Origin of the sequence: Pseudomonas sp. Marseille-Q5117, from assembly GCF_946901175.1 — a bacterium.
GTDB lineage: Bacteria > Pseudomonadota > Gammaproteobacteria > Pseudomonadales > Pseudomonadaceae > Aquipseudomonas > Aquipseudomonas iranensis.
Map to the genome: position 1 here is coordinate 211,557 of NZ_CAMPPP010000003.1, position 26,483 is coordinate 238,039.

At 61.1% G+C, this 26,483-nt stretch carries 27 protein-coding genes and 1 other RNA gene; 14 read left to right on the plus strand and 14 right to left on the minus strand.

Going from position 1 to position 26,483, the window contains the following annotated elements; all coding sequences use genetic code 11:
• Positions 1 to 195: 195 nt before the first annotated feature.
• From OC605_RS06800 to OC605_RS06815, 4 genes are all read right to left on the minus strand, one after another.
• Entirely contained in the window at positions 196 to 1,413 is a 1,218-nt protein-coding gene (locus tag OC605_RS06800) for a 2-octaprenyl-3-methyl-6-methoxy-1,4-benzoquinol hydroxylase (protein WP_262136674.1), read from the minus strand.
• Between the two features lie 108 nt (positions 1,414 to 1,521).
• A complete protein-coding gene (gene ubiH, locus OC605_RS06805; RefSeq protein WP_262136571.1) occupies positions 1,522 to 2,709 on the minus strand; it encodes a 2-octaprenyl-6-methoxyphenyl hydroxylase in 1,188 nt (395 codons plus the stop codon).
• A complete protein-coding gene (pepP, locus tag OC605_RS06810; protein WP_262136572.1) occupies positions 2,706 to 4,040 on the minus strand; it encodes a Xaa-Pro aminopeptidase in 1,335 nt (444 codons plus the stop codon). The genes ubiH and pepP overlap by 4 nt, the downstream gene beginning before the upstream one ends.
• A 27-nt stretch (positions 4,041 to 4,067) precedes the next feature.
• Positions 4,068 to 4,628: a YecA family protein gene (locus tag OC605_RS06815; RefSeq protein WP_123441789.1), complete on the minus strand. Its 561-nt coding sequence runs from the start codon at positions 4,626 to 4,628 to the stop codon at positions 4,068 to 4,070.
• A gap of 125 nt (positions 4,629 to 4,753) precedes the next feature.
• On the opposite strand from OC605_RS06815, the gene OC605_RS06820 reads away from it, so the two are divergent.
• The 4 genes from OC605_RS06820 (at position 4,754) to OC605_RS06835 (ending at position 6,172) form a co-directional block, all read left to right on the plus strand.
• A complete protein-coding gene (locus OC605_RS06820) occupies positions 4,754 to 4,963 on the plus strand; it encodes a TIGR02449 family protein (protein ID WP_186569751.1) in 210 nt (69 codons plus the stop codon).
• Entirely contained in the window at positions 4,960 to 5,277 is a 318-nt protein-coding gene (locus tag OC605_RS06825; RefSeq protein ID WP_016772632.1) for a cell division protein ZapA, read from the plus strand. The genes OC605_RS06820 and OC605_RS06825 overlap by 4 nt, the downstream gene beginning before the upstream one ends.
• A 30-nt stretch (positions 5,278 to 5,307) precedes the next feature.
• Positions 5,308 to 5,486: non-coding RNA, 6S RNA (gene ssrS, locus OC605_RS06830), on the plus strand.
• A gap of 80 nt (positions 5,487 to 5,566) precedes the next feature.
• The gene (locus tag OC605_RS06835) at positions 5,567 to 6,172 is read left to right on the plus strand and encodes a 5-formyltetrahydrofolate cyclo-ligase (protein ID WP_262136573.1); all 606 of its coding nucleotides are present in this window, start codon (positions 5,567 to 5,569) and stop codon (positions 6,170 to 6,172) included.
• A 34-nt stretch (positions 6,173 to 6,206) separates the two neighbouring features.
• Here OC605_RS06835 and OC605_RS06840 read toward each other — a convergent pair whose 3' ends face one another.
• Entirely contained in the window at positions 6,207 to 6,362 is a 156-nt protein-coding gene (locus OC605_RS06840; protein ID WP_024014743.1) for a hypothetical protein, read from the minus strand.
• A 197-nt stretch (positions 6,363 to 6,559) separates the two neighbouring features.
• Here OC605_RS06840 and OC605_RS06845 point away from each other — a divergent pair, with 197 nt between their 5' ends.
• The gene (locus OC605_RS06845) at positions 6,560 to 7,012 is read left to right on the plus strand and encodes an EVE domain-containing protein (protein ID WP_186569753.1); all 453 of its coding nucleotides are present in this window, start codon (positions 6,560 to 6,562) and stop codon (positions 7,010 to 7,012) included.
• A gap of 141 nt (positions 7,013 to 7,153) precedes the next feature.
• Here the strand turns inward: OC605_RS06845 and OC605_RS06850 are convergent, their stop codons facing one another.
• Positions 7,154 to 7,561, minus strand: coding sequence for a flagellar basal body-associated protein FliL (locus OC605_RS06850; RefSeq protein ID WP_056791694.1), 408 nt, complete (start codon positions 7,559 to 7,561; stop codon positions 7,154 to 7,156).
• Between the two features lie 150 nt (positions 7,562 to 7,711).
• Here OC605_RS06850 and OC605_RS06855 point away from each other — a divergent pair, with 150 nt between their 5' ends.
• Both OC605_RS06855 and glpT read left to right on the plus strand, forming a co-directional pair.
• On the plus strand, positions 7,712 to 8,689 hold the full coding sequence (locus OC605_RS06855) for an NADPH:quinone oxidoreductase family protein (protein ID WP_039757431.1): 978 nt from the start codon (positions 7,712 to 7,714) through the stop codon (positions 8,687 to 8,689).
• Between the two features lie 255 nt (positions 8,690 to 8,944).
• On the plus strand, positions 8,945 to 10,294 hold the full coding sequence (gene glpT, locus OC605_RS06860; protein ID WP_024014747.1) for a glycerol-3-phosphate transporter: 1,350 nt from the start codon (positions 8,945 to 8,947) through the stop codon (positions 10,292 to 10,294).
• On the opposite strand, the gene OC605_RS06865 is transcribed toward glpT, so the two are convergent.
• The 6 genes from OC605_RS06865 to OC605_RS06890 all read right to left on the minus strand — a co-directional run bounded on the left by OC605_RS06865 (position 10,270) and on the right by OC605_RS06890 (position 16,460).
• On the minus strand, positions 10,270 to 10,938 hold the full coding sequence (locus OC605_RS06865; protein ID WP_024014748.1) for a gamma-glutamylcyclotransferase: 669 nt from the start codon (positions 10,936 to 10,938) through the stop codon (positions 10,270 to 10,272). The genes glpT and OC605_RS06865 overlap by 25 nt on opposite strands.
• Before the next feature lie 184 nt (positions 10,939 to 11,122).
• Positions 11,123 to 12,091, minus strand: coding sequence for a CDP-6-deoxy-delta-3,4-glucoseen reductase (locus OC605_RS06870; RefSeq protein ID WP_262136574.1), 969 nt, complete (start codon positions 12,089 to 12,091; stop codon positions 11,123 to 11,125).
• Positions 12,091 to 13,557 (minus strand): 4-hydroxy-3-polyprenylbenzoate decarboxylase, encoded by a 1,467-nt coding sequence (ubiD, locus tag OC605_RS06875; RefSeq protein ID WP_039757427.1) that lies wholly within the window; start codon positions 13,555 to 13,557, stop codon positions 12,091 to 12,093. Before ubiD ends, OC605_RS06870 begins: the two co-directional genes overlap by 1 nt.
• 238 nt (positions 13,558 to 13,795) lie before the next feature.
• Complete coding sequence (gene rho / locus OC605_RS06880) at positions 13,796 to 15,055, minus strand: transcription termination factor Rho (RefSeq protein WP_262136575.1); 1,260 nt, start codon at positions 15,053 to 15,055, stop codon at positions 13,796 to 13,798.
• A 247-nt stretch (positions 15,056 to 15,302) separates the two neighbouring features.
• Positions 15,303 to 15,632 (minus strand): thioredoxin TrxA, encoded by a 330-nt coding sequence (trxA, locus tag OC605_RS06885; protein ID WP_003206727.1) that lies wholly within the window; start codon positions 15,630 to 15,632, stop codon positions 15,303 to 15,305.
• 120 nt (positions 15,633 to 15,752) lie between these two features.
• Positions 15,753 to 16,460 (minus strand): FadR/GntR family transcriptional regulator, encoded by a 708-nt coding sequence (locus tag OC605_RS06890; protein WP_073471078.1) that lies wholly within the window; start codon positions 16,458 to 16,460, stop codon positions 15,753 to 15,755.
• A 256-nt stretch (positions 16,461 to 16,716) separates the two neighbouring features.
• On the opposite strand from OC605_RS06890, the gene OC605_RS06895 reads away from it, so the two are divergent.
• The 5 genes from OC605_RS06895 to ppx all read left to right on the plus strand — a co-directional run bounded on the left by OC605_RS06895 (position 16,717) and on the right by ppx (position 21,273).
• Positions 16,717 to 17,502, plus strand: coding sequence for a transporter substrate-binding domain-containing protein (locus OC605_RS06895; protein WP_016772623.1), 786 nt, complete (start codon positions 16,717 to 16,719; stop codon positions 17,500 to 17,502).
• Between the two features lie 21 nt (positions 17,503 to 17,523).
• A complete protein-coding gene (locus OC605_RS06900; protein ID WP_122612308.1) occupies positions 17,524 to 18,192 on the plus strand; it encodes an amino acid ABC transporter permease in 669 nt (222 codons plus the stop codon).
• Positions 18,189 to 18,839, plus strand: coding sequence for an amino acid ABC transporter permease (locus tag OC605_RS06905; RefSeq protein ID WP_133335760.1), 651 nt, complete (start codon positions 18,189 to 18,191; stop codon positions 18,837 to 18,839). Before OC605_RS06900 ends, OC605_RS06905 begins: the two co-directional genes overlap by 4 nt.
• Entirely contained in the window at positions 18,826 to 19,563 is a 738-nt protein-coding gene (locus OC605_RS06910) for an amino acid ABC transporter ATP-binding protein (protein WP_007911148.1), read from the plus strand. The genes OC605_RS06905 and OC605_RS06910 overlap by 14 nt, the downstream gene beginning before the upstream one ends.
• A gap of 207 nt (positions 19,564 to 19,770) precedes the next feature.
• Entirely contained in the window at positions 19,771 to 21,273 is a 1,503-nt protein-coding gene (gene ppx, locus OC605_RS06915) for an exopolyphosphatase (protein ID WP_101161519.1), read from the plus strand.
• 245 nt (positions 21,274 to 21,518) lie between these two features.
• Here ppx and ppk1 read toward each other — a convergent pair whose 3' ends face one another.
• Both ppk1 and hemB read right to left on the minus strand, forming a co-directional pair.
• Positions 21,519 to 23,744, minus strand: a complete 2,226-nt coding sequence (gene ppk1 / locus OC605_RS06920) for a polyphosphate kinase 1 (protein ID WP_016772619.1) — start codon at positions 23,742 to 23,744, stop codon at positions 21,519 to 21,521.
• 18 nt (positions 23,745 to 23,762) lie between these two features.
• Positions 23,763 to 24,776: a porphobilinogen synthase gene (hemB, locus tag OC605_RS06925; protein WP_041476908.1), complete on the minus strand. Its 1,014-nt coding sequence runs from the start codon at positions 24,774 to 24,776 to the stop codon at positions 23,763 to 23,765.
• Positions 24,777 to 24,983: 207 nt separating this feature from the next.
• Between hemB and OC605_RS06930 the strand changes: the two genes are divergently transcribed.
• Positions 24,984 to 25,643 carry a DedA family protein gene (locus OC605_RS06930; protein WP_133335756.1) on the plus strand — a complete coding sequence of 220 codons (660 nt, stop codon included), beginning with the start codon at positions 24,984 to 24,986 and terminating at the stop codon, positions 25,641 to 25,643.
• A 167-nt stretch (positions 25,644 to 25,810) separates the two neighbouring features.
• On the plus strand, positions 25,811 to 26,479 hold the full coding sequence (elbB, locus tag OC605_RS06935; protein WP_016772616.1) for an isoprenoid biosynthesis glyoxalase ElbB: 669 nt from the start codon (positions 25,811 to 25,813) through the stop codon (positions 26,477 to 26,479).
• Positions 26,480 to 26,483 lie beyond the last annotated feature (4 nt).

The following is a 26,483-nucleotide window of genomic DNA, read 5'->3' on the forward strand; positions in this document are numbered from 1 at the left end:
GTGGGCCAAATGATAAGGACTCACATTTACCACCACAATCGAACACTGGGTGAAGGCGTTACCAGATGTTGCACGACTCAAAACTGCGGCGAGTTGACGGACGCTTTCGCGAGCAGGCTCGCTCCCACATTGGAATGCATCTCAACTGTGGGAGCGAGCCTGCTCGCGAAGGGGCCATCAGCCTCAATGAGGCGGTCAGGGTTTTGCCAGAGCTGGAAGATCCCCGGTCAACCCCAGCGCCTCGCGCACAAACAACGCCTTCGCCTCGGGCATCTGCTCGACCAGTTTCAACCCGGCATTGCGCAACCAGCGCAGTGGCAGTGGGTCGGCCTGGAACAACCGCTCGAAGCCTTCCATCGCCGCCATCAGCGCCAGATTGTGTGGCATGCGCCGACGCTCGTAGCGGCTCAGCACCTTCACGTCTGCCAGTCGCTCACCGCGCTCAAGCGCTTGCAGCAACACTTCCGCCAGCACCGCTGCATCGAGGAAACCAAGGTTCACGCCCTGCCCCGCCAACGGGTGAATGGTGTGCGCCGCATCACCGATCAACGCCAGGCCTTCAGCGACATAACGTTTGGCGTGACGCTGACGCAGGGGCACGCACAGACGCGGGTCGGCGCTGATCACTTCACCAAGGCGCCCCTCGAAGGCTCGCTCCAGCTCAGCGCAAAACGCAGTCTCCTCGAGTGCCATCAGGCGCTCGGCTTCAGCCGGTGTGGTCGACCAGACGATCGAGCACCAGTCCTGCTGACCATCACGCTCCAGCGGCAAAAACGCCAATGGCCCGTGATCGGTAAAGCGCTGCCAGGCGGTTTTGCGGTGAGGCTGGCTGCAGCGCACGCTGGTGACGATGGCGTGATGCAGATAATCCCACTCGCGAGTCGCCACCCCAGTGAGACGGCGCACCGCTGAATTGGCGCCGTCCGCCGCGATCACCAGCGGTGCGCGCAAGGTGCGGCCATCGGCCAGGGTCAGCAGCCAGTCGTCGCCGGAGCGACGCATCTGCTCCAGACGCGCATTGGCCAACATGCCGAGGTCGCAATCATGCAAACGCTCGAGCAGCGCATCCTGGACCTCGCGATTTTCGACGATGTGGCCGAGCACATCGGCATGCACACTGCTTGCCGAGAAATGAATCTGCCCGGTGCCGCTGCCGTCCCAGACGTGCATGTCGGTGTACGGGCTGCTGCGCCGCTGGGCGATGCCATCCCAGACACCGAGGCGTTCGAGGATGCGCTGGCTCGCCGCCGACAATGCACTGACGCGCGGTTCGAACGCCGCTTCGGCATCGAATGGTTTCACGCTCAGCGGGCTGCCGTCGAGCAGCAGCACTTCCAGCCCACTGTCCTGTAGCGCCAGCGCCAAGGCGCTGCCGACCATTCCGGCTCCGACAATCAGCAGATCTGCGCGCATTTCCATGCTTAAGCCTGTCTCGCTTGCGGCATTAGCCGCACGTAAAGAGTTTTACCGAACGCGCCAGTGGGCGACGCGCTCATGAAAGTAAACGTGCCAACCAGCCCCTCAAGCATCCGGGCGCGTTCCCAAGCCCATCGCCTGCCGGGCGAACCAGCGCTTGGCCGGTGGCAGCAGGTCGAGGCCGAGCAGGCCGAGATTGCGCCCCAGCGACACCAGCGGCTGGCTGCTGCCGAACAGGCGCGTGACCTGATCGGAGAAGCCCACCGTCAGGTCCTGATCGAGGCGCTGCCGTTCGCGATAGGCCTGCAACGTGGCGAAGTCGCCCAGCGGCTTATCACTCGCCAGCAGCGCGGCAGCCAAGGCGTCGGCGTCACGCAGCGACAGGTTGAAGCCCTGGCCGGCGATCGGGTGCAGGCTGTGTGCGGCGTTGCCGAGCACGGCCAGATGCGAACGCACCTGTTCTTCAGCTTCGATCAGTGACAGCGGATAAAGATGCCGTGCGCCGACCTGCTTCAGGGTGCCGAGGCGGTAACCGAACACGCCTTGCAGCTCGCTGAGAAAATCACGCTCGCTCAATTCAGTCAGACGCTGCGCATCCATGCCCAGTCGCGTCCACACCAGTGCGCAGCGATTGTCCGGCAACGGCAGGAGGGCCATCGGCCCCTCATCGGTAAAGCGTTCGAAGGCCATGCCGTTGTGCGCTTCACTCGGGGTGATGTTGGCAATCAGCGCGCTCTGGTTGTACGGGCGCTTGCGCACGTTGATGCCCAACTGTTCGCGCAACCCCGAGCGGCCGCCATCGGCGAGCACCGCGAGGTCGCATTCAAGGGTGGTTTCATCGTTGAGGGTCAGGCGATAGCCATCGGCCAACGGTTCCATGCGCATGACTTCCGCCGGACAGCGCCACGTGATCACGTCTTTGTCGAGGTGTTGCCACAGGCACTGGCCGAGCCAGGCGTTTTCCACCACGTAACCGAGCGCTGGCACACCCTCTTCCATCGCCGACAAGCGCGCGGTGGAGAAACGGCCACGGTCGGAGACATGAATCTGTTTGATCGGCTCGGCGCGGCGGGAAATTTCCTGCCACACGCCCAGGCGCTGATAAATCTGCCGCGAGCCGAACGACAGCGCCGAAGAGCGGGCGTCGTAGCTCGGCTGCCAGCTGTCGCCGGGAGCGAACGGTTCGATCAGGACGATTTTCCAGCCCTGCGTCTTGGCCCCGGCCTGCAACGCCAACGCCAGACTGGCGCCGACCAGGCCGCCACCGATGATTGCCAGATTGACTCGACTCATGCTGCGTGTGTCCTTGCTTGTGCCATCAGCGCTTCGATCTCGGCGACGGTTTTTGGCACGCCGCTGGTGAGGATTTCACAACCGGACCGGGTCACGACCACGTCATCCTCGATGCGCACGCCAATGCCACGCCATTTCTTCGCCACGTTCTGATTGTCCGCGGCGATGTAGATGCCCGGCTCCACGGTCAGCGCCATGCCGACCTCGAGCACGCGCCATTCGCCGCCGACCTTGTACTCGCCGACGTCATGCACGTCCATGCCCAGCCAGTGGCCGGCACGGTGCATATAAAAAGCCTTGTAGGCTTCGCTGACGATCAACTCTTCAACCTCACCGTGCAACAAACCAAGCTTGACCAGACCCGTAGTGATCACCCGCACCGTGGCTTCGTGCGCCTGGTTCCAGTGCTTGTTGGGGGCGATCTCGGCGAACGCCGCTTCCTGCGAAGCCAGCACCAACTCGTAGATCGCTTTCTGCTCCGGCGAGAACTTGCCATTCACCGGCCACGTGCGGGTGATGTCGCTGGCGTAGCAGTCGATCTCGCAACCGGCGTCGATCAACACCAGATCGCCGTCCTTGAGCAGTGCGTCATTCTGCTGGTAATGCAGGATGCAGCTGTTGCGCCCGGCGGCGACGATCGAACCGTAGGCCGGCATCTTCGCCCCGCCCTTGCGGAATTCGTAATCCAGTTCGGCTTCGAGGCTGTATTCATACAGCCCCGGACGACTGGCCTGCATCGCGCGGATATGCGCCTGCGCCGAAATCCGCGCGGCTTCGCGCATCACCTTCACTTCTGCCGCCGATTTATACAGGCGCATGTCGTGCAGCAGATGATCCAGGGCAACGAATTCATTCGGCGGCTGCGCGCCGAGGTGCGCCTTGGAGCGGATCACGTTGATCCAGTCCATCAAATGCCGATCGAATTCCGGGTTGCTGCCCATCGCCGAATACACCCGGTCGCGGCCTTCGATCAGGCCGGGAAGAATGTCGTCGATGTCAGTAATCGGAAAGGCGTCGTCGGCGCCGTACTCGCGGATCGCGCCTTCCTGCCCTGCGCGCAGGCCATCCCACAATTCGCGTTCGGCGTTGCGTTCACGACAGAACAGGATGTACTCGCCGTGCTCGCGGCCGGGCATCAGGACGATGACTGCCTGGGGCTCGGGAAAACCGCTGAGGTACTGGAAGTCGCTGTCCTGACGGTAGACATGCTCGACGTCGCGGTTGCGGATGGCCACCGCGGCGGCGGGCAGGATCGCGATGCTGTTGGGTTCCATCTGCGCCATCAGGGCCTTGCGGCGACGGCTGTATTCCGCTTTGGGGATGTGGGTCATGGGCAGATGGCTTTCCCTGGCACGCGATTAATGCAGCGACGGTTTGGCGGCTGGCGGCACATCGGCTTTTTTGGTTTCCGAGAACAGCAGCAATGGCGCGACGCGCAGGTATTCCATGACTTCCATGTAGTCGGATTCGCCGTCTTCGGATTCTTCCAGCGCGTCCTGCACCTGGGAAATAGCGGCCAGATCCTGCAGCACTTCGGTGGCTTCGGTGCTGAGCATGCTGCTGTCGCGGCAGTTCAGGCCGAAACCGCTGAGAAAGCCCTGGCACCACTCGCCCAGTGCAGCAGCGCGGTCGGCCAGCGGCGCATCGTCGGTCGGCAACAGCAGAACGACAGTGACGTCGTCGCCGGTCAGCTCGCCTTTGACCATCTCCTGCAGGCCGATCAGGGCGTTGCGGACGTTGTCCTGGATCTCGCCTTCGAGCAGTTCGGCGGCGTCGATCAGCCAGCCTTCGTGATCGAAGCCGGCCCCGGCGCAACTGCGCCCGAGCAGCACGCCGTGCAGTTCGGCAGGCGAGACGTTGTGGCCGCTGGCAGTCAGCAGGGTGGCAAAGGCTTGGTACGGGGAATTCGCAATGGTCATGGGCAGCTAGGCGCCAGACGGCGCTATGTCTAGAATGAAGGCCTTGTATCCTACATCGACAGCCCCGCCAAGACCATTAAAGGCTGTCCGCCAGTCACCATCCATCAGACGAACACGTGGACCCAATGGAAGACACCGACCTGCAAGCGCTGATGGCCAGACTCGAACTGCTGATTGGCCGAGTCGAGCAACTTAAGAGTCAAAACGCACTCTTACAAGCTCAGGAAAAAACCTGGCGCGAGGAACGCGCTCACCTCATTGAAAAAAACGAAATCGCCCGGCGTAAGGTCGAATCGATGATTTCGCGCCTCAAGGCCCTGGAGCAAGACTCATGAGTTCAAGCAATAGCGTTACCGTGCAGATCCTCGACAAAGAATATTCGATCATCTGCCCGCCGGAAGAACGCAGCAATCTGGTCAGCGCCGCCCGCTACCTGGACGGCAAGATGCGCGAGATCCGCAGCAGCGGCAAAGTCATCGGCGCCGACCGCATTGCCGTGATGGCCGCGCTGAACATCACCCACGACCTGTTGCACAAAGAAGAGCGCCCGGACATCCAGGCCAGCGGTTCGACCCGCGAACAGGTACGCGACTTGCTCGATCGTGTCGATCTGGTCCTGGCCGACGATCAGAACACCGCCAAGGGCTGATTCGACTGACAGCTTGAGGTATACTCGCGGCACTCCCTGGGGTGCTTGCCAGTTGACGATGTCCCGGAGCCGATTCGCACTACCCTGGAAGTTGCACGTTGGGCTGGTGTGCATGTCCGCTAGACGGAAAGCCTTAAAGTCTACTGCTTCTTCCACCTTGAACTTTCGGGTTCAAGGGCTGAGTTGACAGCGGTTCATCCGGGGAGCCTGATTCGAATCCGATGTCGGTGTATGCCGACATCGGATTTTTTATGCGTACGTTTTTGCATCCACCTGCCGAAGCCGAACCATGACCGAACCCGCGCTGCTGCCCCGCCCGCAACTCCGCCGCCTGCTGCGCAAGGCGCGCCGCGCACTGACGCCAGGCGAACAACGCCAGGCTGCCAAAGGCCTGTTCCGGCAATTGGCGCAAAACCCGCACTTTCGACGGGCAAAACATATCTCTCTGTATTTGCCCACCGACGGTGAAATCGATCCGCGCCTGCTCCTGCGCGAAGCCCAGCGTCGCGGCAAGGCGACTTATCTGCCGGTACTCAGCGCCTGGCCCAGAACCAAAATGGTCTTCCAGCGCATCCGGCCCGGCGAAAAGCTCACGCCCAATCGCTTCCGCATCCTCGAGCCCCGGGCCAATCTGGCTCGGCAACGCAAGGTCTGGGCGCTGGATCTGGTGTTGTTGCCGCTGGTGGGATTTGACGATGTCGGCGGGCGCCTGGGCATGGGCGGCGGATTTTATGATCGCAGCCTCGCCTACCTCGCCCGGCGCAAGAACTGGCGCAAGCCGACGCTGCTGGGCCTGGCCCATGAATGTCAGAAGGTCGAACGTTTGGCGCAGGCGAGCTGGGATGTCCCGTTACAAGGCACGGTCACCGATAAGGCATGGTATTTCGCAGAGTAGACGCCGCAGGGATAGCGGCGTCGAAGAGACAGGTTCAGCGTTTGAAAGCGGTCGACTGTTGCACCTGTTGCGCCACTTCAATCGGCGCGTCGGTCTTGTTCGCCCACAGGCTCTGCGCGTAACCGGTGGTTACCACGCCCAGGCCAAACAAAATTACCAAAGTCCATAGCAAATCCGGTTTGCGTTTCATCGATTGCCCCCCTCAAGGCACATCATCACGATGACAGCAGCGGTTTCCGTTCGTAGGCCGTGCAGCAGCGTCAAGCTTTAAAGGCCGGCATTTTGCGGCAACGTGAACCTGTGCGCAAACGCTGACGTCAACCGACTGTCGGTTTGTCATAAAATTGCCCGACAACCTGCCCAATGACCGCTTCAGGAGCATACGACATGGCCTACTGGCTGATGAAATCAGAGCCCGACGAACTCTCGATCAAGGGTCTGGAAAAGCTCGGCAAGGCGCGCTGGGACGGGGTTCGCAACTATCAGGCACGCAACTTCCTGCGGGCGATGGCGGTCGGTGACGAGTTCTTTTTCTACCATTCCAGCTGCCCCGAGCCGGGGATTGCCGGGATCGGCAAAATTATTGAAGCAGCGTATCCCGATCCGACGGCGCTGGAGCCAGACAGTCACTACTTCGATCCGAAAGCTACGCCGGAGAAAAATGCCTGGAGCGCGATCGATGTCGAGCATGTCGAGACGTTCAAACGGGTGTTGAAGCTCGATTATCTGAAGCAGCAGACGGCGCTGGCGGAGCTGCCGCTGGTGCAGAAGGGCTCACGGTTGTCGGTGATGCCGGTTACACCAGAACAGTGGGCGGCAGTCATCGCGCTCAAACCCTGATTCATTTTTGCCTGATAAATAGCTTTCGCGAGCAGGCTCGCTCCCACAGGGTTATTCGGTGAATGCAAAAATGTGCATCACCACCAATCCACTGTGGGAGCGAGCCTGCTCGCGAAGAGGCCTGCCCGGACAGCGAATGAATTACTGAATGATCAGGTTGTTGAACAACAGATCCTCAACAACAGGCTTGCCGGTCTCGTCATTCATGACCTGCTGGGTCTGCTTCAACGCTTCCTGCCGCAGCTTTTCCTTGCCTTCAATGCTGCCCATCGCCTCGGTCGACTGCTGAGTGAACAGCGCCACCAACTGATTGCGGATCAGCGGCTCGTTGGCCTTGACCAGTTTGGTCGCCTCTTCGCCGGTTACGCGCAGGGCCACATCGGCCTTGTAGACCTTGAGCTTGGCGGTGCCGTCCAGGCCATAGTTGCCGACGAACGGCGGGCTCAGGGTGATGTAATTGACCTTCGGCGCCTCGCCTTCTTTGGCTTCTTCGGCCAGTGCTGCCACAGGCAGAGACAGGGCCAGCAACAACATGATCCACGCTTTCACAATTCGCTCCTTATCCGGTTTGCGGCCTAGCATAACGACCCGCCGCGCAAGCACAAGCTTATGGCTGACTATCAGGGCCGGGCATGCTCGTTGACCCGTTGATTCACACACCTACACTTATCGGCCATCACTCCCAAAGGAATAGCCCTGATGAAAGCCGTGCTGTGCAAAGCCTTCGGCCCTGCCGAATCGCTGGTGCTGGAAGACGTCGCCAGTCCTGTCGCCAAAAAGAATGAAATCCTGCTGGACGTGCACGCCGCCGGAGTCAATTTCCCGGACACGCTGATCATCGAGGGCAAGTACCAGTTCAAACCGCCCTTCCCGTTTTCGCCGGGCGGTGAAGCGGCGGGCGTGGTGCGTGAAGTCGGCGAAAAGGTCAGCCATCTGAAAGTCGGCGACCGGGTCATGGCCCTGACTGGCTGGGGCAGTTTTGCCGAGCAGGTTGCGGTGCCGGGCTACAACGTGTTGCCGATTCCGCCGTCGATGGACTTCAACATTGCCGCTGCATTCAGCATGACCTACGGCACGTCGATGCACGCGCTCAAACAACGCGCCAACCTGCAACCGGGCGAAACCCTGCTGGTGCTCGGCGCATCCGGTGGTGTCGGCCTCGCCGCCGTGGAGATCGGCAAAGCCATGGGCGCCCGGGTGATCGCCGCCGCCAGCAGCGCCGAAAAACTCGCGGTGGCCAAGGCTGCCGGCGCCGATGAACTGATCAACTACAGCGAAGCCAGCCTCAAGGACGAGATCAAACGCCTAACCGACGGCCAGGGCGCCGACGTGATCTACGACCCGGTCGGCGGCGACCTGTTCGACCAGGCCATCCGCGCCATCGCCTGGAACGGCCGCCTGCTCGTAGTCGGCTTCGCCAGCGGACGCATCCCGGAACTGCCGGTCAACCTCGCCCTGCTCAAAGGCGCGGCGGTGCTCGGCGTGTTCTGGGGCTCCTTTGCCCAGCGCCAGCCCCAGGACAACGCAGCAAACTTCCAGCAGCTGTTCGCCTGGTTTGCCGAGGGCAAGCTGAAACCGCTGGTATCGCAGGTCTATCCGCTGAGCAATGCCGCGCAGGCGATCGATGATCTCGGCCAGCGCAAGGCTGTCGGCAAGGTTGTCGTTCAGGTTCGTTAAAACATGTAGCGATCCGGAGCAACCATCCGGATCGCTTTAACGCTGAGATCGCCTCGCCAATACGTTAAACCGCAGAAACCCACCCGAGCCACCATCCCCTCAGCGCCGCCTTCTTATCTCAGAGCGACATGTTCATAAAGGAACGCTCATCTGCCCAAATTTCCGCTGTTTTGCCGACGCGAAGCGATGCTATTTTCGGTAACGAAACTGTAACATTCGCATCCGCAGTCAAAACAAGAAAACTGGAGCTCTTGAATGTTTGCTTTCTTTCGTCCTGCCGCACATCAGGCTCCATTGCCTGAAGAAAAAATAGACAGCACCTACCGCCGCCTGCGCTGGCAGATCTTCGCCGGTATCTTTATCGGCTACGCCGGTTACTACCTGCTGCGCAAGAACTTCTCCCTGGCCATGCCTTACCTGATCGACGAAGGCTACAGCCGTGGCGACCTTGGTCTGGCGATGTCGGCGATCGCCATCGCTTACGGTCTGTCGAAGTTCCTCATGGGCCTGGTGTCCGACCGTTCCAACCCGCGCTTCTTCCTGCCGTTCGGTCTGCTGGTCTCGGCCGGGGTGATGTTCATTTTCGGTTTCGCGCCGTGGGCAACGTCCAGCGTGACGATGATGTTCATTCTGTTGTTCATCAACGGCTGGGCGCAGGGCATGGGCTGGCCGCCGAGCGGGCGGACCATGGTGCACTGGTGGTCGCAGAAGGAACGCGGCGGCGTGGTGTCGGTGTGGAACGTAGCGCATAACGTCGGCGGCGGTCTGATCGGCCCGCTGTTCCTGATCGGCATGGGCTTGTTCAACGACTGGCACGCGGCGTTTTACGTCCCGGCAGCAGTCGCACTGGGCGTAGCGGTGTTCGCCTTCATCACCATGCGTGACACCCCGCAATCGGTCGGTCTGCCGCCAATCGAGCAGTACAAGAACGATTACCCGGAAGGCTACGACGCCAGCCACGAAGACGAATTCAGCGCCAAGGAAATCTTCGTCAAATACGTGCTGCGCAACAAAATGCTCTGGTACATCGCTCTGGCCAACGTCTTCGTCTACCTGCTGCGCTACGGCGTGCTGGATTGGGCGCCGACGTATCTGAAGGAAGCCAAGGGTTTCACCGTGGATAAAACCTCGTGGGCCTATTTCTTCTACGAGTGGGCAGGCATCCCGGGCACGCTGTTGTGCGGCTGGATGTCGGACAAGATCTTCCGTGGCAACCGCGGCCTGACCGGCATGGTGTTCATGGCCCTGGTGACTGTCGCGACCCTGGTTTACTGGCTCAATCCGGCCGGCAATCCGATGGTCGACATGATCGCCCTGTTGTCGATCGGCTTCCTGATCTACGGCCCGGTGATGCTGATCGGTCTGCAAGCGCTGGAACTGGCGCCGAAGAAAGCCGCCGGTACCGCAGCGGGCTTCACCGGTCTGTTCGGTTATCTGGGGGGTTCGGTCGCGGCCAGTGCGGCGATGGGCTACACCGTCGACCACTTCGGCTGGGATGGCGGTTTCGTGCTGCTGGTCGGCGCTTGCCTGCTGGCGATGGCCTTCCTTGCGCCAACGCTGTGGCACAAGCAAGTCGCCAGTCAGAGCCGCGAAGCGGTCGCCTGATCGCTGTGTGATTTACAGCGCTTGAGCCGCGCCTCCAGATTGCGGTCTGGCATGGCGTGGCTGCGCAGGGCGTGCGCGGTCTGCTCGACATAATCGCGAGTGGTGCCGTAACGCCCGCTGGCGCTGGCGAACACCTGGCTGAGCACATGGTCCGGCAAGTTGCCGGCATAGCTCGGCAGGTGACGCTCCAGCACGAAGCCCAAGGCCTGCACCTGAGTGCCATCTTCGAGCCGGCAATTGAGCCAGTGCGGGCGATACGAGGGAAACGGCATCTCACGTTTCCACAGCGCATACAGCGCGGTATCGAGATTGTCTTCCGGCAAGCGGTAGGCAAAGCCACTGCATGAACCGCCACGATCCAGACCGAACACCAGACCGGGCATTTCCGGCGTACCCCGATGCTCGTGGGACCACAGGTACAAGCCGCGATGATAGCCATGCACGCGACCGCGCATGCGCTCGACTGCCGTGCATTCCGGGCGCCAGATCAGCGAACCATACGCGAACAGCCACACCGGCCCGCCCTTGTGGCGCGCCATGGTCGATTGCATGGAAGCGAGAAGTTGTTCGTGCGTCAGCTGCGGCCCAAGATCGAGCCGCGGAGGGTAAGCCAGGTTCAGAATTGCGTTTTCAATGGCGCTCATGGCGAATAGCGTTCAGCTCCCCGCGGGTGAAGAATTACTTAATAGAACGCACCGCTGTAACAATAAGGCACATATGTTTTAAGGCAAATTAAGTGCCACTGCTTAATTGCCTGATCGATATATAACCTAGCGGTATTTGCCTAATTAGATAAATATCGATCGGCTATATACCAAGTTATAAGTCTCAGGAGCGCGGCGCGTAGGCGAAGACGTCGGCGCGCATCTGATGCGCGTCCATGCCCGCCTCGACCAGCGCATCCAGAGTGCCATAAACCATCGCCGGCGAACCGCTGGCATAGACGTGCAGCGCCTTCAGATCAGGGAAATCTTCGCAAACCGCCTCGTGCAACATCCCGCAGCGCCCTTCCCAGCCGCACTGGTCGCTGACCACTTTGTGCAGGAACAGATTGGGCAGCTTCAGCCATTCGTCCCAGTGCTCGATCTGATAAAAATCTTCCGGGCGGCGTACGCCCCAATACAGATGCACTGGATGCTTGAAGCCTTCGGCGCGGCAATGTTCGATCAGACTGTGAATCTGGCCCATGCCGGTGCCCGCGGCGATCAACACCAGAGGACCGTCGGGCAGCTCCGCAAGATGTGTGTCACCGAACGGCAACTCGACACGCACCAGCGGGTTGCGTTGCAGCTGCTCGATCAGGCTCAACGCACTGGTTTCGCGCGCCAGCACATGGATTTCCAGATCACGTCCGCCGTGGGGTGCCGAAGCCATGGAGAACGCCGACTTCTCACCGCTCTCGCGCTCGATCATCAAATATTGCCCAGCGTGATAGCGCGGCGGCTTGCCTGCTGGTGCACGCAGACGCACGCGCCAGGTATCGCCACCGACCTCGCGGCACTCGATGACCTGACATGACAGGCTGCGCACCGGCAGCTCACCCAGTGCGAGCACGCCATCCCATAGCAGCACGCAGTCTTCCAGCGGTGCGGCGATGCAAGTGTAGAACTCGCCATGATCGTGGACTTTGCCGGCCTGCTCGACGCGGCCCTCCACCAGCAGCGCCGCGCAAACGTGGCAATTGCCGTTGCGGCAGCTTTGCGGGCAGTCATAGCCCAGGCGCCGCGCGCCGTCGAGAATCCGCTCACCGGGCTGTATCTCGAGCACTGCTCCGGAAGGCTGCAGGGTTACACGCATCAATCTATTCCTAACTGATTCCAGATGGCATCGATCCGTTGGGTGACGGCGTCGTCCTTGACGATCACGCGGCCCCACTCGCGGGTGGTTTCGCCCGGCCACTTGTGGGTGGCATCCAGGCCCATTTTCGAGCCCAGGCCGGAAATCGGCGAGGCGAAGTCGAGGTAGTCGATCGGCGTGTTGTCGATCATCACCGTGTCGCGCTTGGGGTCCATGCGCGTGGTGATGGCCCAGATCACGTCGTTCCAGTCGCGGGCGTTGATATCGTCGTCAGTGACGATAACGAACTTGGTGTACATGAACTGTCGCAAAAACGACCAGACACCGAGCATCACGCGCTTGGCATGCCCCGGATACGACTTCTTCATCGTCACCACGGCCATGCGGTACGAGCAGCCTTCCGGCGGCAGGTAGAAGTCGGTGATCTCCGGGAACTGCTTCTGCAGGATCGGCACGAACACTTCGTTCAGCGCCACGCCGAGAATCGCCGGCTCATCCGGCGGACGGCCGGTGTAAGTGCTGTGATAGATCGGTTTGATCCGGTGGGTGATGCGCTCGACGGTGAACACCGGGAAGCTGTCGACTTCGTTGTAGTAACCGGTGTGGTCGCCATACGGGCCTTCGTCGGCCATTTCGCCGGGATGAATCACGCCTTCAAGAATGATTTCGGCAGTGGCCGGCACTTGCAGATCGTTGCCACGGCACTTGACCAGTTCGGTGCGGTTACCGCGCAAGAGCCCTGCGAAAGCGTATTCGGAAAGGCTGTCCGGCACCGGCGTCACGGCACCGAGAATCGTTGCCGGATCGGCGCCAAGGGCCACGGACACCGGGAACGGCTGGCCCGGATGCTTCTCGCACCACTCGCGAAAGTCGAGAGCACCGCCACGATGGCTGAGCCAGCGCATGATCACCTTGTTGCGGCCGATCACTTGCTGGCGGTAGATACCGAGGTTCTGGCGTTCCTTGTTCGGGCCTTTGGTGACCGTCAGGCCCCAAGTGATCAGCGGGCCGACGTCGCCGGGCCAGCAGGTCTGCACCGGCAACATCGCCAGATCGACGTCGTCGCCTTCGATGACCACTTCCTGGCACACCGCGTCTTTGACCACTTTCGGCGCCATCGAAATGATCTTGCGGAAGATCGGCAGTTTCGACCACGCGTCCTTCAAGCCCTTCGGCGGCTCCGGCTCCTTAAGGAAGGCCAGCAGCTTGCCGATTTCGCGCAGCTCGCTGACCGACTCGGCGCCCATGCCCATGGCCACGCGCTCGGGGGTGCCGAACAGGTTGCCGAGCACCGGAATGTCGTAACCGGTGGGTTTTTCGAACAGCAGCGCCGGGCCTTTCGCCCGCAGCGTGCGGTCGCACACCTCAGTCATCTCCAGCACCGGCGAGACGGGAATCTGGATGCGTTTCAACTCTCCGCGCTGCTCAAGCTGCTGCACGAAATCCCGAAGATCCTTGAATTTCATTGACGATGGCACCCTCAAAATAGGCGTACATCCTACCTGCTCTGACGGGCAAACAGCAGCCCGTCATCGCTCGATTGTGGCGCGCGCGCTGCGGCGAAGGGGCAGGCGTCCAACTCGGGAGCGCGCTGCCGGTGCCGCAGAATCGGCCCATCAACAGATATCGGCGATGGCCGTGAGATTTTTCGGAGCAAAAAAAACGCCCCCTTGCGGGAGCGTTCTTTGTTGAAACGCCAGAGTATTACTTGCGCTTCATCGACAAGAAGAACTCGTCGTTGGTCTTGGTCGTCTTCAGCTTGTCGACGAGGAACTCGATGGCGGCGATTTCGTCCATCGGGTGCAGCAGCTTGCGCAGAATCCACATGCGCTGCAGCTCGTCGTCGGCAGTCAGCAACTCTTCGCGGCGGGGGCCGGAACGGTTGATGTTGATGGCCGGGAACACTCGCTTCTCGGCGATCCTGCGATCCAGAGGCAGTTCCATGTTGCCGGTGCCCTTGAATTCTTCGTAGATCACTTCGTCCATCTTCGAGCCGGTTTCAACCAGCGCGGTGGCGATAATGGTCAGCGAGCCGCCTTCTTCGATGTTACGCGCGGCACCGAAGAAACGCTTCGGCTTCTCCAGGGCGTGGGCATCGACACCACCGGTCAAAACCTTGCCGGAGCTCGGGATCACGGTGTTGTAGGCACGGGCCAGACGGGTGATGGAGTCGAGCAGGATCACCACGTCTTTCTTGTGCTCGACCAGGCGCTTGGCCTTCTCGATCACCATTTCAGCAACCTGCACGTGACGGGTCGGCGGCTCGTCGAAGGTTGAGGCAACCACTTCGCCGCGCACGGTGCGCTGCATTTCGGTTACTTCTTCCGGACGCTCGTCGATCAACAGCACGATCAGGTGAACTTCAGGATTGTTACGGGCGATGTTCGCTGCGATGTTCTGCAGCATGATCGTTTTACCGGCTTTCGGCGGTGCGACGATCAGACCACGCTGGCCTTTGCCGATCGGTGCACACAGGTCGATCACGCGACCGGTGAGGTCTTCGGTGGAACCGTTGCCGGCTTCCATCTTCATGCGCACCGTCGGGAACAGCGGCGTCAGGTTCTCGAAGAGAATCTTGTTTTTCGCATTCTCCGGACGATCGAAGTTGATCGTGTCGACCTTGAGCAGGGCGAAGTACCGCTCGCCTTCCTTCGGAGGGCGGATCTTGCCAACGATGGTGTCACCGGTGCGCAAGTTGAAGCGGCGGATCTGGCTCGGCGAGACGTAGATGTCGTCAGGGCCGGCGAGGTAGGAAGCGTCTGCGGAGCGCAGGAAGCCGAAGCCGTCCTGGAGAATCTCCAGCACGCCATCACCGGAGATTTCCTCGCCGCTTTTCGCGTGTTTTTTCAGCAGGGAGAAAATCACGTCCTGCTTGCGCGAACGGGCCATATTTTCTATGCCCATCTGTTCGGCTAATTCGAGCAGTTCGGTAATCGGCTTTTGCTTGAGTTCAGTCAGATTCATATAGGAATGACGTAATCATTTATGGAGGGGGGAAATTAAGCTTTTGGCTTAATGAGGCCGCGCCGCGGAGAAGGCGACAGGATCGCGAACTAATTCGAAAAGGAGTGCGTCGGCGACGGCTAGCAGGGGGCATTGGAGAAACCAGTGCGGGGCCGAATGTACCACCTGAATTTCGGAGCGTCTAGCCCTGAATACGCAAAAAGCCCCGCATTTTGCGGGGCTTTTTTTCAGCGTTTTACTGCGACGCTCAGATGTTGGCGTCGAGGAACGCCGCCAGCTGCGACTTCGACAGTGCGCCGACCTTGGTCGCTTCAACGTTGCCGTTCTTGAACAGCATCAGCGTCGGGATACCACGCACGCCATGCTTGGCCGGGGTTTCCTGGTTTTCGTCGATGTTCAGTTTGGCGACGGTCAGCTTGCCTTTGTAAGTCTCGGCAATCTCGTCCAGAACCGGTGCGATCATTTTGCAAGGGCCGCACCATTCAGCCCAGTAGTCGACCAGGACAGCGCCTTCGGCCTTGAGTACGTCGGCTTCGAAGCTAGCGTCGCTAACGTGTTTGATCAGATCGCTGCTCATGGAATTCTCCAGGTTGTAAGCAAAAAAACGTGGCCCATCATAGCCGCCCTTCCCTTGTTCAGGAAGCCGCAGATGATTGAGTGTTGCTATGGCCCTTGATGAGTTTGGGTATAGCTCAACTCACGCCGTGGCGGGAGCGATGAAGGCGATTCCGGTACGCAGGGCGGCGTTGCGCACATGTTCCTGCATGGCTTTTTGCGCTGCTCCCGACGCACGGCGGGCCAGGGCACGGAGAATCTTGCGGTGTTCCTGCCAGGTTTCCATGGCGCGCTCGGCGCGGATGAACGGCAGTTTCTGGCTCTCGAGGAAGATCTCGGCGCTGGCGGTGAGGATGCTCAGCATCGCCTGATTGCCGCTGGCGAGGAGGATGCGCCGGTGAAATTCGAAGTCGAGTTTCGCCGCTGCCTCAAAGTCGCCGAGCTTCAATTGCTCGCGCATGGCCGCAACGTTGTCTTCCAGCGCATCCAGATCGAACGTGCTCAACGTCACCGCCGCCAACCCTGCTGCAAACCCTTCGAGCGCATAGCGCAATTGAAAGATATCCAGCGGTGATGCCTGCGCCGCGAACGACCAGCCTGGCGCGTTGTCGCCGCGCGACAATTCGACCGGCGACTGCACGAACACGCCTTTGCCCGGCTGAATGCTGACCACGCCCAGTGCACTGAGCGACGACAGCGCTTCACGCAACGATGCGCGGCTGACGCCCAGTTGCAGCGCCAGATCCCGTTGCGACGGCAACGCGTCGCCGGCACCGAAGCCCTGTTCGGTGATCAGTTTGCGGATCGCTTGCAGCGCCACTTCGGGTACGGCGCGGGAGATCGAATTCATGATGTGCGGACGCGTCACGGCCAAGGTGCGGCTAGTTGTAAAGCTATTCGTCGAGTCCGGCAAGTCGTGCCCCAGCGGAGTTCGGCGCGTGCAGCCGATGCGCCATCGCAGTGCGAAAACCGAGTTGACTGTTCAGACCAGTAAGACCGAACCAAGCCGCTGCTACTGCGGCCTGCCGGGGCGAAATCCACCTCTTGGCACGGCCCATGCTCTGTCCGATCGCAACAACCACTTCCCGCCGATCCGGAGATTGTCCATGACCCAGCGTTACAGCGCCCTCCTCGCTTCCCTGTTTGCCGGCCTGCTGCTGTGCCAGGCCCCCGCTCACGCCGACGGTCTGGACGACGTGGTCAAACGCGGCACGCTGAAAGTTGCCGTGCCCCAGGACTTCCCGCCGTTCGGCTCGGTCGGCCCGGACATGAAACCGCGCGGCCTGGACATCGACACGGCGAAACTGCTCGCTGATCAGCTCAAGGTCAAACTTGAGCTGACCCCGGTCAACAGCACCAACCGCATTCCATTTCTCACCACCGGCAAGGTCGATCTGGTGATTTCCAGCCTAGGCAAAAACGCCGAGCGCGAGAAGGTCATCGACTTCTCCCGCGCCTATGCGCCGTTCTATCTCGCCGTGTTCGGCCCGCCAGACGCTGCAATCACCAGCCTCGACGACCTCAAGGGCAAGACCATCAGCGTCACCCGTGGCGCCATCGAAGACATCGAGCTGAGCAAAGTCGCGCCCGAAGGCGTGACCATCAAACGTTTCGAAGACAACAACTCGACCATCGCTGCTTATCTGGCAGGGCAAGTCGATCTGATCGCCAGCGGCAACGTGGTGATGGTGGCCATCAGCGAGAAGAACCCCAAGCGCGTACCGGCGCTGAAGGTGAAACTCAAGGATTCGCCGGTCTACGTCGGTGTGAACAAGAACGAAGCGGCGTTGCTGGCCAAGGTCAACGACATCCTCAACACCGCCAAGGCTGACGGCGCGCTGGAAAAGAACTCGCAGACCTGGCTGAAAGAGCCGCTGCCGGCCGATCTCTGATCGACTGCGCGGGAGACGTTCATGGCTTATCAGTTCGATTTTTTGCCGGTGGTGGAAAACACCGACCTGCTACTGCGCGGCGCCCTGTTCACCCTTGAGCTGACTGCCATCGGCGCGCTGCTTGGGGTCGGCGTCGGGATTGTCGGGGCGCTGGTGCGGGCGTGGCAGATCCGCCCGTTCTCGGCGATCTTCGGCGTCTACGTCGAGTTGATCCGCAACACGCCGTTTCTGGTGCAACTGTTCTTCATCTTCTTCGGCCTGCCGTCGCTTGGCGTGCAGATTTCCGAATGGCAGGCGGCGGTGCTGGCGATGGTGATCAACCTTGGCGCCTATTCGACCGAGATCATCCGCGCCGGAATCCAGGCGATTCCGCGCGGGCAACTGGAAGCCGCAGCGGCACTGGCGATGACGCGCTTCGAAGCGTTCCGCCACGTCGTCCTGCTGCCGGCGCTGGGCAAGGTCTGGCCGGCGCTGAGCAGCCAGATCATCATCGTCATGCTCGGTTCGGCGGTGTGTTCGCAGATCGCCACGGAAGAATTGAGCTTCGCCGCCAACTTCATTCAGTCGCGCAACTTCCGCGCTTTTGAAACCTACGCGCTGACCACCCTGATCTACCTGTGCATGGCGCTGCTGATCCGCCAATTGCTCAACTGGTTCGGCCGGCGGTTCATTGCGAGGAGCAGCCAATGAGCGATTTCACTTTCTGGGACATCCTGCGCAACCTGCTCACCGGCCTGCAATGGACCCTGGCGCTGTCGCTGGTGGCATTCATCGGCGGCGGCCTTGTCGGCCTGCTGATTCTGCTGATGCGCATTTCGAAGAACACCCTGCCAAGCAGCATCGCCCGCACCTGGATCGAGCTGTTTCAGGGCACGCCACTGTTGATGCAACTGTTTCTGGTGTTCTTCGGTGTGGCGCTGGCCGGCATCGAGATTTCACCGTGGATGGCCGCCGCGATCGCTTTGACCTTGTTCACCAGCGCCTATCTGGCAGAGATCTGGCGCGGCTGCGTCGAGGCCATTCCCCACGGTCAGTGGGAAGCCTCGTCGAGCCTGGCGCTCAATCCGCTGGAGCAGCTGCGCTACGTGATTCTGCCGCAAGCGCTGCGCATCGCCGTGGCGCCGACCGTGGGCTTCTCGGTGCAAGTGGTCAAAGGCACAGCGGTGACCTCGATCATCGGCTTCACCGAACTGACCAAGACCGGCGGCATGCTCGCCAACGCCACGTTCGAACCGTTCATGGTCTACGGCCTCGTCGCCCTCGGCTACTTCCTGCTCTGCTACCCCTTGTCCCTCAGTGCGCGCTACCTGGAAAGGAGACTGCATGCCTCTGCTTAGAATTTCCGCCCTGCATAAATATTACGGCGATCACCACGTACTCAAAGGCATCGACCTCAGCGTCGAGGAAGGCCAGGTCGTGGCGATCATCGGCCGCAGCGGCTCGGGCAAATCGACTTTGTTGCGCACACTCAACGGCCTGGAGTCGATCAACGACGGCGTGATCGAAGTCGACGGCGAATACCTCGACGCCGCCCGCGCCGATCTGCGCAGCCTGCGGCAGAAGGTCGGCATGGTCTTTCAGCAGTTCAACCTGTTCCCGCACCTGACCGTCGGGGAGAACGTCATGCTCGCGCCACAAGTGGTGCAGAAAGTACCCAAGGCCAAGGCTGCCGAACTGGCGCGGGAAATGCTCGAGCGAGTGGGGCTCGGGGAGAAATTCGATGCCTTTCCGGATCGCCTGTCCGGCGGGCAGCAACAGCGGGTGGCGATTGCCCGGGCCTTGGCGATGTCGCCGAAGGTGCTGCTGTGCGATGAAATCACTTCGGCACTGGACCCGGAACTGGTCAATGAAGTGCTCAGCGTGGTGCGGCAGTTGGCCAAGGAAGGCATGACGCTGATCATGGTCACCCACGAGATGCGCTTTGCCCGGGAAGTCGGCGATAAATTGGTCTTCATGCACCACGGCAAGGTGCATGAGGTCGGCGATCCGAAGGTGCTGTTTGCCAATCCGCAGACGGCGGAGCTGGCGAACTTTATTGGTACGGTGGAGGCGACAGCCTGAAGATTTTCTGAGGCAGTGATGCCCTCTTCGCGAGCAGGCTCGCTCCCACATGGGAATGCGGTCACCTGTGGGAGCGAGCCTGCTCGCGAATGGCCGCGTCGCGATCCCCAGACTTTCTGCGCTGAATCAACGGTTTGAACCATGCGCGTTGGCGCCAGCGTTTGATCGTGGCACGATGTCGGGGTTATCGACCGAGACCCCCTGACCATGCCGCAATCCCAAGCCAAGAATCTGTCCCTGATCGCCGCAATCGACCTGGGCTCCAACAGCTTTCACATGGTCGTGGCCAAGGCCCAGAACGGCGAAATCCGCATCCTCGAGCGCCTCGGCGAGAAGGTGCAACTGGCCGCCGGCATCGACGACGCGCGCCAGCTCAACGAAGAATCGATGCAGCGCGGCCTCGATTGCCTCAAGCGCTTTGCGCAACTGATCAACGGTATGCCGCTCGGTGCCGTGCGCATCGTCGGCACCAACGCCCTGCGTGAAGCGCGCAATCGTGGCGAATTCATCCGCCGCGCCGAGGAAATCCTCGGCCACACGGTAGAAGTCATCTCCGGCCGTGAAGAAGCGCGCCTGATCTATCTCGGCGTTTCGCACACACTCGCCGATACCCCAGGCAAACGTTTGGTCGCCGACATCGGCGGCGGCAGTACCGAATTCATCATCGGCCAGCGCTTCGAGCCGTTGCTGCGCGAAAGCCTGCAAATGGGCTGCGTGAGTTTCACCCAGCGCTACTTCAAGGACGGCAAGATCACCCCGGCCCGCTACGCCCAGGCCTACACGGCGGCGCGCCTGGAAATCATGAGCATCGAGCACGCTCTGCATCGCCTGACCTGGGATGAAGCCATCGGCTCCTCCGGTACGATTCGCGCCATCGGCCTGGCCCTGAAGGCTGGCGGCCACGGCAGCGGCGAGGTCAACGCCGAAGGTCTGGCATGGCTCAAGCGCAAGCTGTTCAAGCTCGGCGACGCCGACAAGATCGATTTCGAAGGCATCAAGCCCGATCGCCGGGCGATCTTTCCGGCGGGCCTGGCGATTCTCGAAGCGATTTTCGATGCCCTCGAACTGCAACGCATGGACCATTGCGAAGGCGCGCTGCGTGAAGGTGTGCTCTACGACTTGCTCGGCCGCCATCATCACGAAGACGTGCGCGAACGCACCCTGACCTCGCTGATGGAGCGCTATCACGTCGATCTGGAACAGGCGGCGCGGGTCGAGCGCAAGGCCCTGCACGCGTTCGATCAGGTCGCCGTCGACTGGGAGCTGGATGACGGCATCTGGCGCGAACTGCTCGGCTGGGCGGCGAAAGTCCACGAAGTCGGCCTCGACATCGCGCACTATCACTACCACAAGCACGGTGCCTACCTGATCGAGCACTCCGATCTGGCCGGCTTCTCCCGTGAGGATCAGCAGATGCTCGCGCTATTGGTGCGCGGGCACCGGCGCAATATTCCCAAGGACAAATTCGCCGAATTCGGCGATGACGGCATCAAGCTGATTCGCCTGTGCGTGCTGCTGCGGTTTGCCATTCTGTTCCATCACATTCGCGGAACCCAGGCGATGCCGCAGGTGGTGCTGCATGCCAATGGCGACCATCTGGATGTGGAATTCCCGGAGAACTGGCTGGATGAAAATCAGCTGACCCAGGCGGATTTCGGGCTTGAGGCGGACTGGTTGACGCGGGTGGGGATTGTTCTCACGGTGCACTGAGTAACTGGCTGGCATAAAAAAGGCGATCCGTTAGGATCGCCTTTTTATTGGGTTTGGTTTGAGAGCGGCGGTGTAGCTCTCCCCTCACCCCAGCCCTCTCCCGAGGGAGAGGGAGCCGATTTGTACTAGCGTTGAGGCCAGAGTTCGATCAGGTATTTCAGGTCAGTGTATGACGCAAGACACCTCGGTCAGTCCCCTCTCCCTCCGGGAGAGGGTTAGGGTGAGGGGCTTTTGACCTTCGGCACTTAACTGCTGACAGGCAGTATCGGGCTGCCCAACCGCTCCAGCAACGTCGCCTGCGCACTGCGCGGGTTCTGGTTGCCGGTGGGTGTGTTGCGGATGTAGCGGCCGTCCGACTGCAGGCTCCAGCTGTGGGTGTTGTCGGTCAGGTACAGCTCCAGCTCCTTCTTGACGCGGGTCAGCAGCTTCTTGCCTTCCACCGGGAAGCAGGTCTCGACGCGCTTGTCGAGGTTGCGCTCCATCCAGTCGGCGCTGGAGAGGAACATCTGCTCGTCGCCGCCGTTGAGGAAGTAGAACACCCGCGTGTGCTCGAGGAAGCGGCCAATGATCGAGCGCACATGAATGTTGTGCGAAACCCCGGCGATGCCCGGACGCAGGCAGCACATGCCGCGCACCACCAGATCGATGCGCACGCCGGACTGGCTGGCCTTGTACAGCGCGCGGATGATCTTCGGATCGGTCAGCGAGTTGAACTTGGCGATGATGTGCGCCGGTTTGCCTTCGAGGGCGAACTGGGTTTCGCGGGCAATCATGTCGAGCATGCCCTTCTTCAGGGTGAACGGCGCATGCAGCAGCTTTTTCATGCGCAGCGTCTTGCCCATGCCGATCAACTGGCTGAACAGTTTGCCGACGTCTTCGCACAAAGCGTCGTCGGAGGTCAGCAGGCTGTAGTCGGTGTAGAGCTTGGCATTACCGGCGTGGTAGTTGCCGGTACCGAGATGCGCATAACGGACGATCTCGCCAGCCTCACGGCGCAGGATCAGCATCATCTTGGCGTGGGTCTTGAAGCCGACCACGCCGTAGATCACCACCGCACCGGCCGCTTGCAGACGGCTGGCCAGTTGCAAGTTGGATTCCTCGTCGAAGCGCGCGCGCAGCTCGATCACCGCAGTGACTTCCTTGCCGTTACGCGCGGCGTCGACCAGCGCATCGACGATCTCGGAGTTGGCGCCGGAGCGGTACAGGGTTTGCCGTACGGCCAAAACATGCGGGTCTTTCGCGGCCTGACGCAGCAGGTCGACCACCGGGGTGAACGACTCGAACGGGTGCAGCAAGAGGATGTCCTGCTTGCTGACCACACTGAAGATGTTTTCGCTGTTTTGCAGCAGTTTCGGGATCTGCGGGGTGAACGGCGTGTATTGCAGCTCCGGATGGCTGTCCAGACCGGTGATGCTGAACAGGCGCGTCAGGTTGACCGGGCCGTTGACCTGATACAGCTCGGTCTCGCTCAGGTTGAACTGCTTGAGCAGGTAGTCCGAGAGGTGTTTCGGGCAGGTGTCGGCAACTTCCAGACGCACCGCGTCACCGTAGCGCCGCGAGAACAACTCGCCACGCAGAGCGCGGGCCAAGTCTTCGACATCTTCGGAATCGAGCGCCAGGTCGGCGTTGCGGGTCAGACGGAACTGGTAGCAGCCTTTCACCTTCATGCCCTGGAACAGGTCATCGGCGTGGGCGTGGATCATCGACGACAGGAACACATAGTTGTCGCCGGCGCCGCCGACTTCTTCCGGTACCTTGATGATCCGTGGCAGCAGGCGCGGCGCGGGGATGATCGCCAGACCGGAGTCGCGCCCGAAGGCGTCGATGCCTTCGAGCTCGACGATGAAGTTCAGGCTCTTGTTCACCAGCAACGGGAACGGGTGAGTCGGGTCGAGGCCGATCGGGGTGATGATCGGCGCGATCTCGTCGCGGAAATAGCGCCGGACCCAGGTCTTGAGCTTGGTCGTCCAGTTGCGCCGACGGATGAAGCGCACCTGATGCTTTTCCAGCTCCGGTAGGAGGATGTCGTTGAGGATCGCGTACTGGCGGTCAACGTGACCGTGGACCAGCTCGCTGATCCGCGCCAGCGCCTGATGCGGCTGCAAGCCGTCAGCGCCGGCCTGTTCGCGGGCGAAGGTGATTTGCTTTTTCAGCCCGGCGACGCGGATCTCGAAGAATTCGTCGAGGTTGCTGGAGAAGATCAGCAGGAACTTCAGCCGCTCCAGCAACGGGTAGGACTCGTCCAGCGCCTGTTCCAGCACGCGGATGTTGAACTGCAATTGCGAAAGCTCGCGGTGGATGTACAGGCTGCTGTCATCCAGGCCGGGAATGGCGATCGCCGGCACCGCCACAGCGGTTTCGGCAACCGGCGCGGGTGGCGCAGGCTCCAGTTCCGGCGGGGTTTCGGTGATTTGCTCGACCACCGGCTGAGCTTCTTTTACGGCAACTTCAGTGAGTCCTTCGGTATTCATGGAATGTTCCTGGGAGGGCTATTTCTGCTCTCGTAACAATTGAGCGGCACGAACGGCAAAGTAAGTCAGGATGCCATCTGCACCGGCACGTTTAAAGGCGGTCAGTGACTCGAGGATCACCGCTTCGCTCAACCAGCCATTCTGGATAGCGGCCATGTGCATGGCGTATTCGCCACTGACCTGATAGACGAAGGTCGGCACCTTGAAGGCATCTTTGACCCGAAAAAGAATGTCCAGGTAGGGCATGCCCGGCTTGACCATGACCATGTCCGCGCCTTCAGACAAGTCGGCACCGACTTCGTGCAGCGCTTCGTCGCTGTTGGCCGGGTCCATCTGATAAGAAGCCTTGTTGGCCTTGCCGAGGTTCGACGCCGAACCCACAGCATCGCGGAATGGGCCATAGTAGGCGCTGGCGTATTTGGCCGAGTAGGCCATGATGCGCACGTTGACGTGGCCGGCGATTTCCAGCGCCTCACGAATCGCCTGGATGCGGCCGTCCATCATGTCCGACGGCGCCACCACCTGCGCTCCGGCTTCGGCGTGGGACAGCGCCTGGCGCACCAGCGCATCGACGGTAATGTCGTTCTGCACGTAGCCGTCTTCGTCGAGAATGCCGTCCTGACCGTGGGTGGTGAACGGGTCCAGCGCGACGTCAGTGATCACGCCCAGCTCCGGGAAACGCTCACGCAGGGCGCGAGTGGCGCGCTGGGCGATGCCTTCGGGATTCCAGGCTTCGGCGGCATCGAGGGATTTCAGCTCAGGCGGGGTGACCGGGAACAGCGCCAGCGCCGGAATGCCCAGCTCGACCCATTTCGCCGCTTCTTCAAGCAGCAGATCAATGGTCAGTCGCTCGACGCCCGGCATCGAGGCCACGGCTTCGCGGCGGTTTTCACCGTCGAGCACGAACACTGGCAGAATCAGATCATCGACCGTCAATACGTTTTCACGCACCAGGCGCCGCGAAAAATCATCACGACGATTGCGGCGCAGACGAGTGGCTGGGAACAGACGATTGGCGGGGGTAAAGCTCACGGCAGACTCCTGAGCCCGGGCAAACGGGCGAGCGTGACAGTTATAGACGGCCATTATGACCAACAGATGACAGTTATGTGTGCTCTGTGACAGGTAGCCGCAATCCATTGTCGATGTAGGAAATGTTCACGTCGAGACACATTTGGACACTTTCATGAATGTGTCCGAAGGGTTAGGCTGCGCGTTCATTTCGCCAGCACCCAGACAATGCTCCAACAATTTCTGCACGACTTTGGCTACTTTGCCTTGTTTCTCGGCACGTTCTTCGAAGGCGAAACCATTCTGGTGCTCGCAGGCTTCCTTGCGTTCCGTGGATACATGGACATCAACCTGGTGGTGGTCGTGGCATTCTTCGGCAGTTATGCCGGCGATCAGCTGTGGTACTTCCTGGGGCGCAAGCACGGGCGCAAATTGCTCGCGCGCAAACCGCGCTGGCAGATGATGGGCGACCGTGCGCTGGAGCACATCCGCAAACATCCGGACATCTGGGTCCTGAGCTTCCGCTTCGTTTATGGCCTGCGCACGGTGATGCCGGTGGCGATCGGCCTGTCCGGTTATCCACCGGGACGTTACTTGCTGCTCAACGGCATCGGCGCGGCGATCTGGGCCACCGCGCTGGCTGCGGCGGCTTACCACTTCGGCGCAGTGCTGGAAGGCATGCTCGGCAGCATCAAGAAGTACGAGCTGTGGGTGCTCGGCGCATTGCTGATCCTCGGCCTGGGCCTGTGGCTGCGGCGCCGCTTCAAGAATGCGCAACTGGCGAAGAAAATCTATCAGGACGAGCAACTGGCCAAAGCCGCCGAGGCAGAGCAGTTGCGCTTGGCCGAAACGACCCCTCCTGCCGGACCGAAAACGCCAGCCGAATAAGCCATTCGCTGGCGGCTGCCACGCGCAGCCCAGGCAAATAATGAACACCCCGCCGCCGTTGCGATCCATTGAGAGAGCGCTCTGCCCCCGCGCGCGTCAGCCATGCCCCTATGGCCACGCGCGACGATTTGAGGGACATTGAGCGCCATGAATCTGGAGAGAAGCCCATGAGCAAAAAAGTTGCAGTGATCCTGTCCGGCAGTGGCGTGTACGACGGCGCCGAAATCCAGGAAAGTGTCATCACCCTGCTGCGCCTCGACCAGCGCGGCGCACAGGTGCAGTGCTTCGCGCCAAACATCGCGCAATTGCATGTGATCAACCACCTGACCGGCGAAGAAATGCCGGAGTCGCGCAACGTGCTGGTGGAATCGGCGCGCATTGCCCGGGGGAACGTCAAGGATATCCGCGATGCCGATGTCGAAGACTTCGATGCGCTGATCGTGCCCGGCGGTTTCGGCGCGGCGAAGAACCTGTCGAACTTCGCCATCGAAGGCGCCGGCTGCACCGTGCAACCCGAAGTGCTGGCCCTGGCCGAAGCATTTGCCGAAGCGGGCAAGCCGGTCGGGCTGATCTGCATCTCCCCGGCGCTGGCGGCGAAAATCTATGGCCCGGGCGTGACCTGCACCATCGGCAACGACGCCGACACCGCTGCGGCCATGAACAAGATGGGCGCCACCCACGAAGAGTGCGCCGTCACCGAAATCGTCGAAGACAAGGCGCGCAAACTGGTCACCACCCCGGCGTACATGCTGGCGCAGACCATCAGTGAAGCGGCTTCGGGGATCAACAAACTGGTCGACCGCGTGCTCGAACTGACCCACGAAAACGACGCTTGAAATC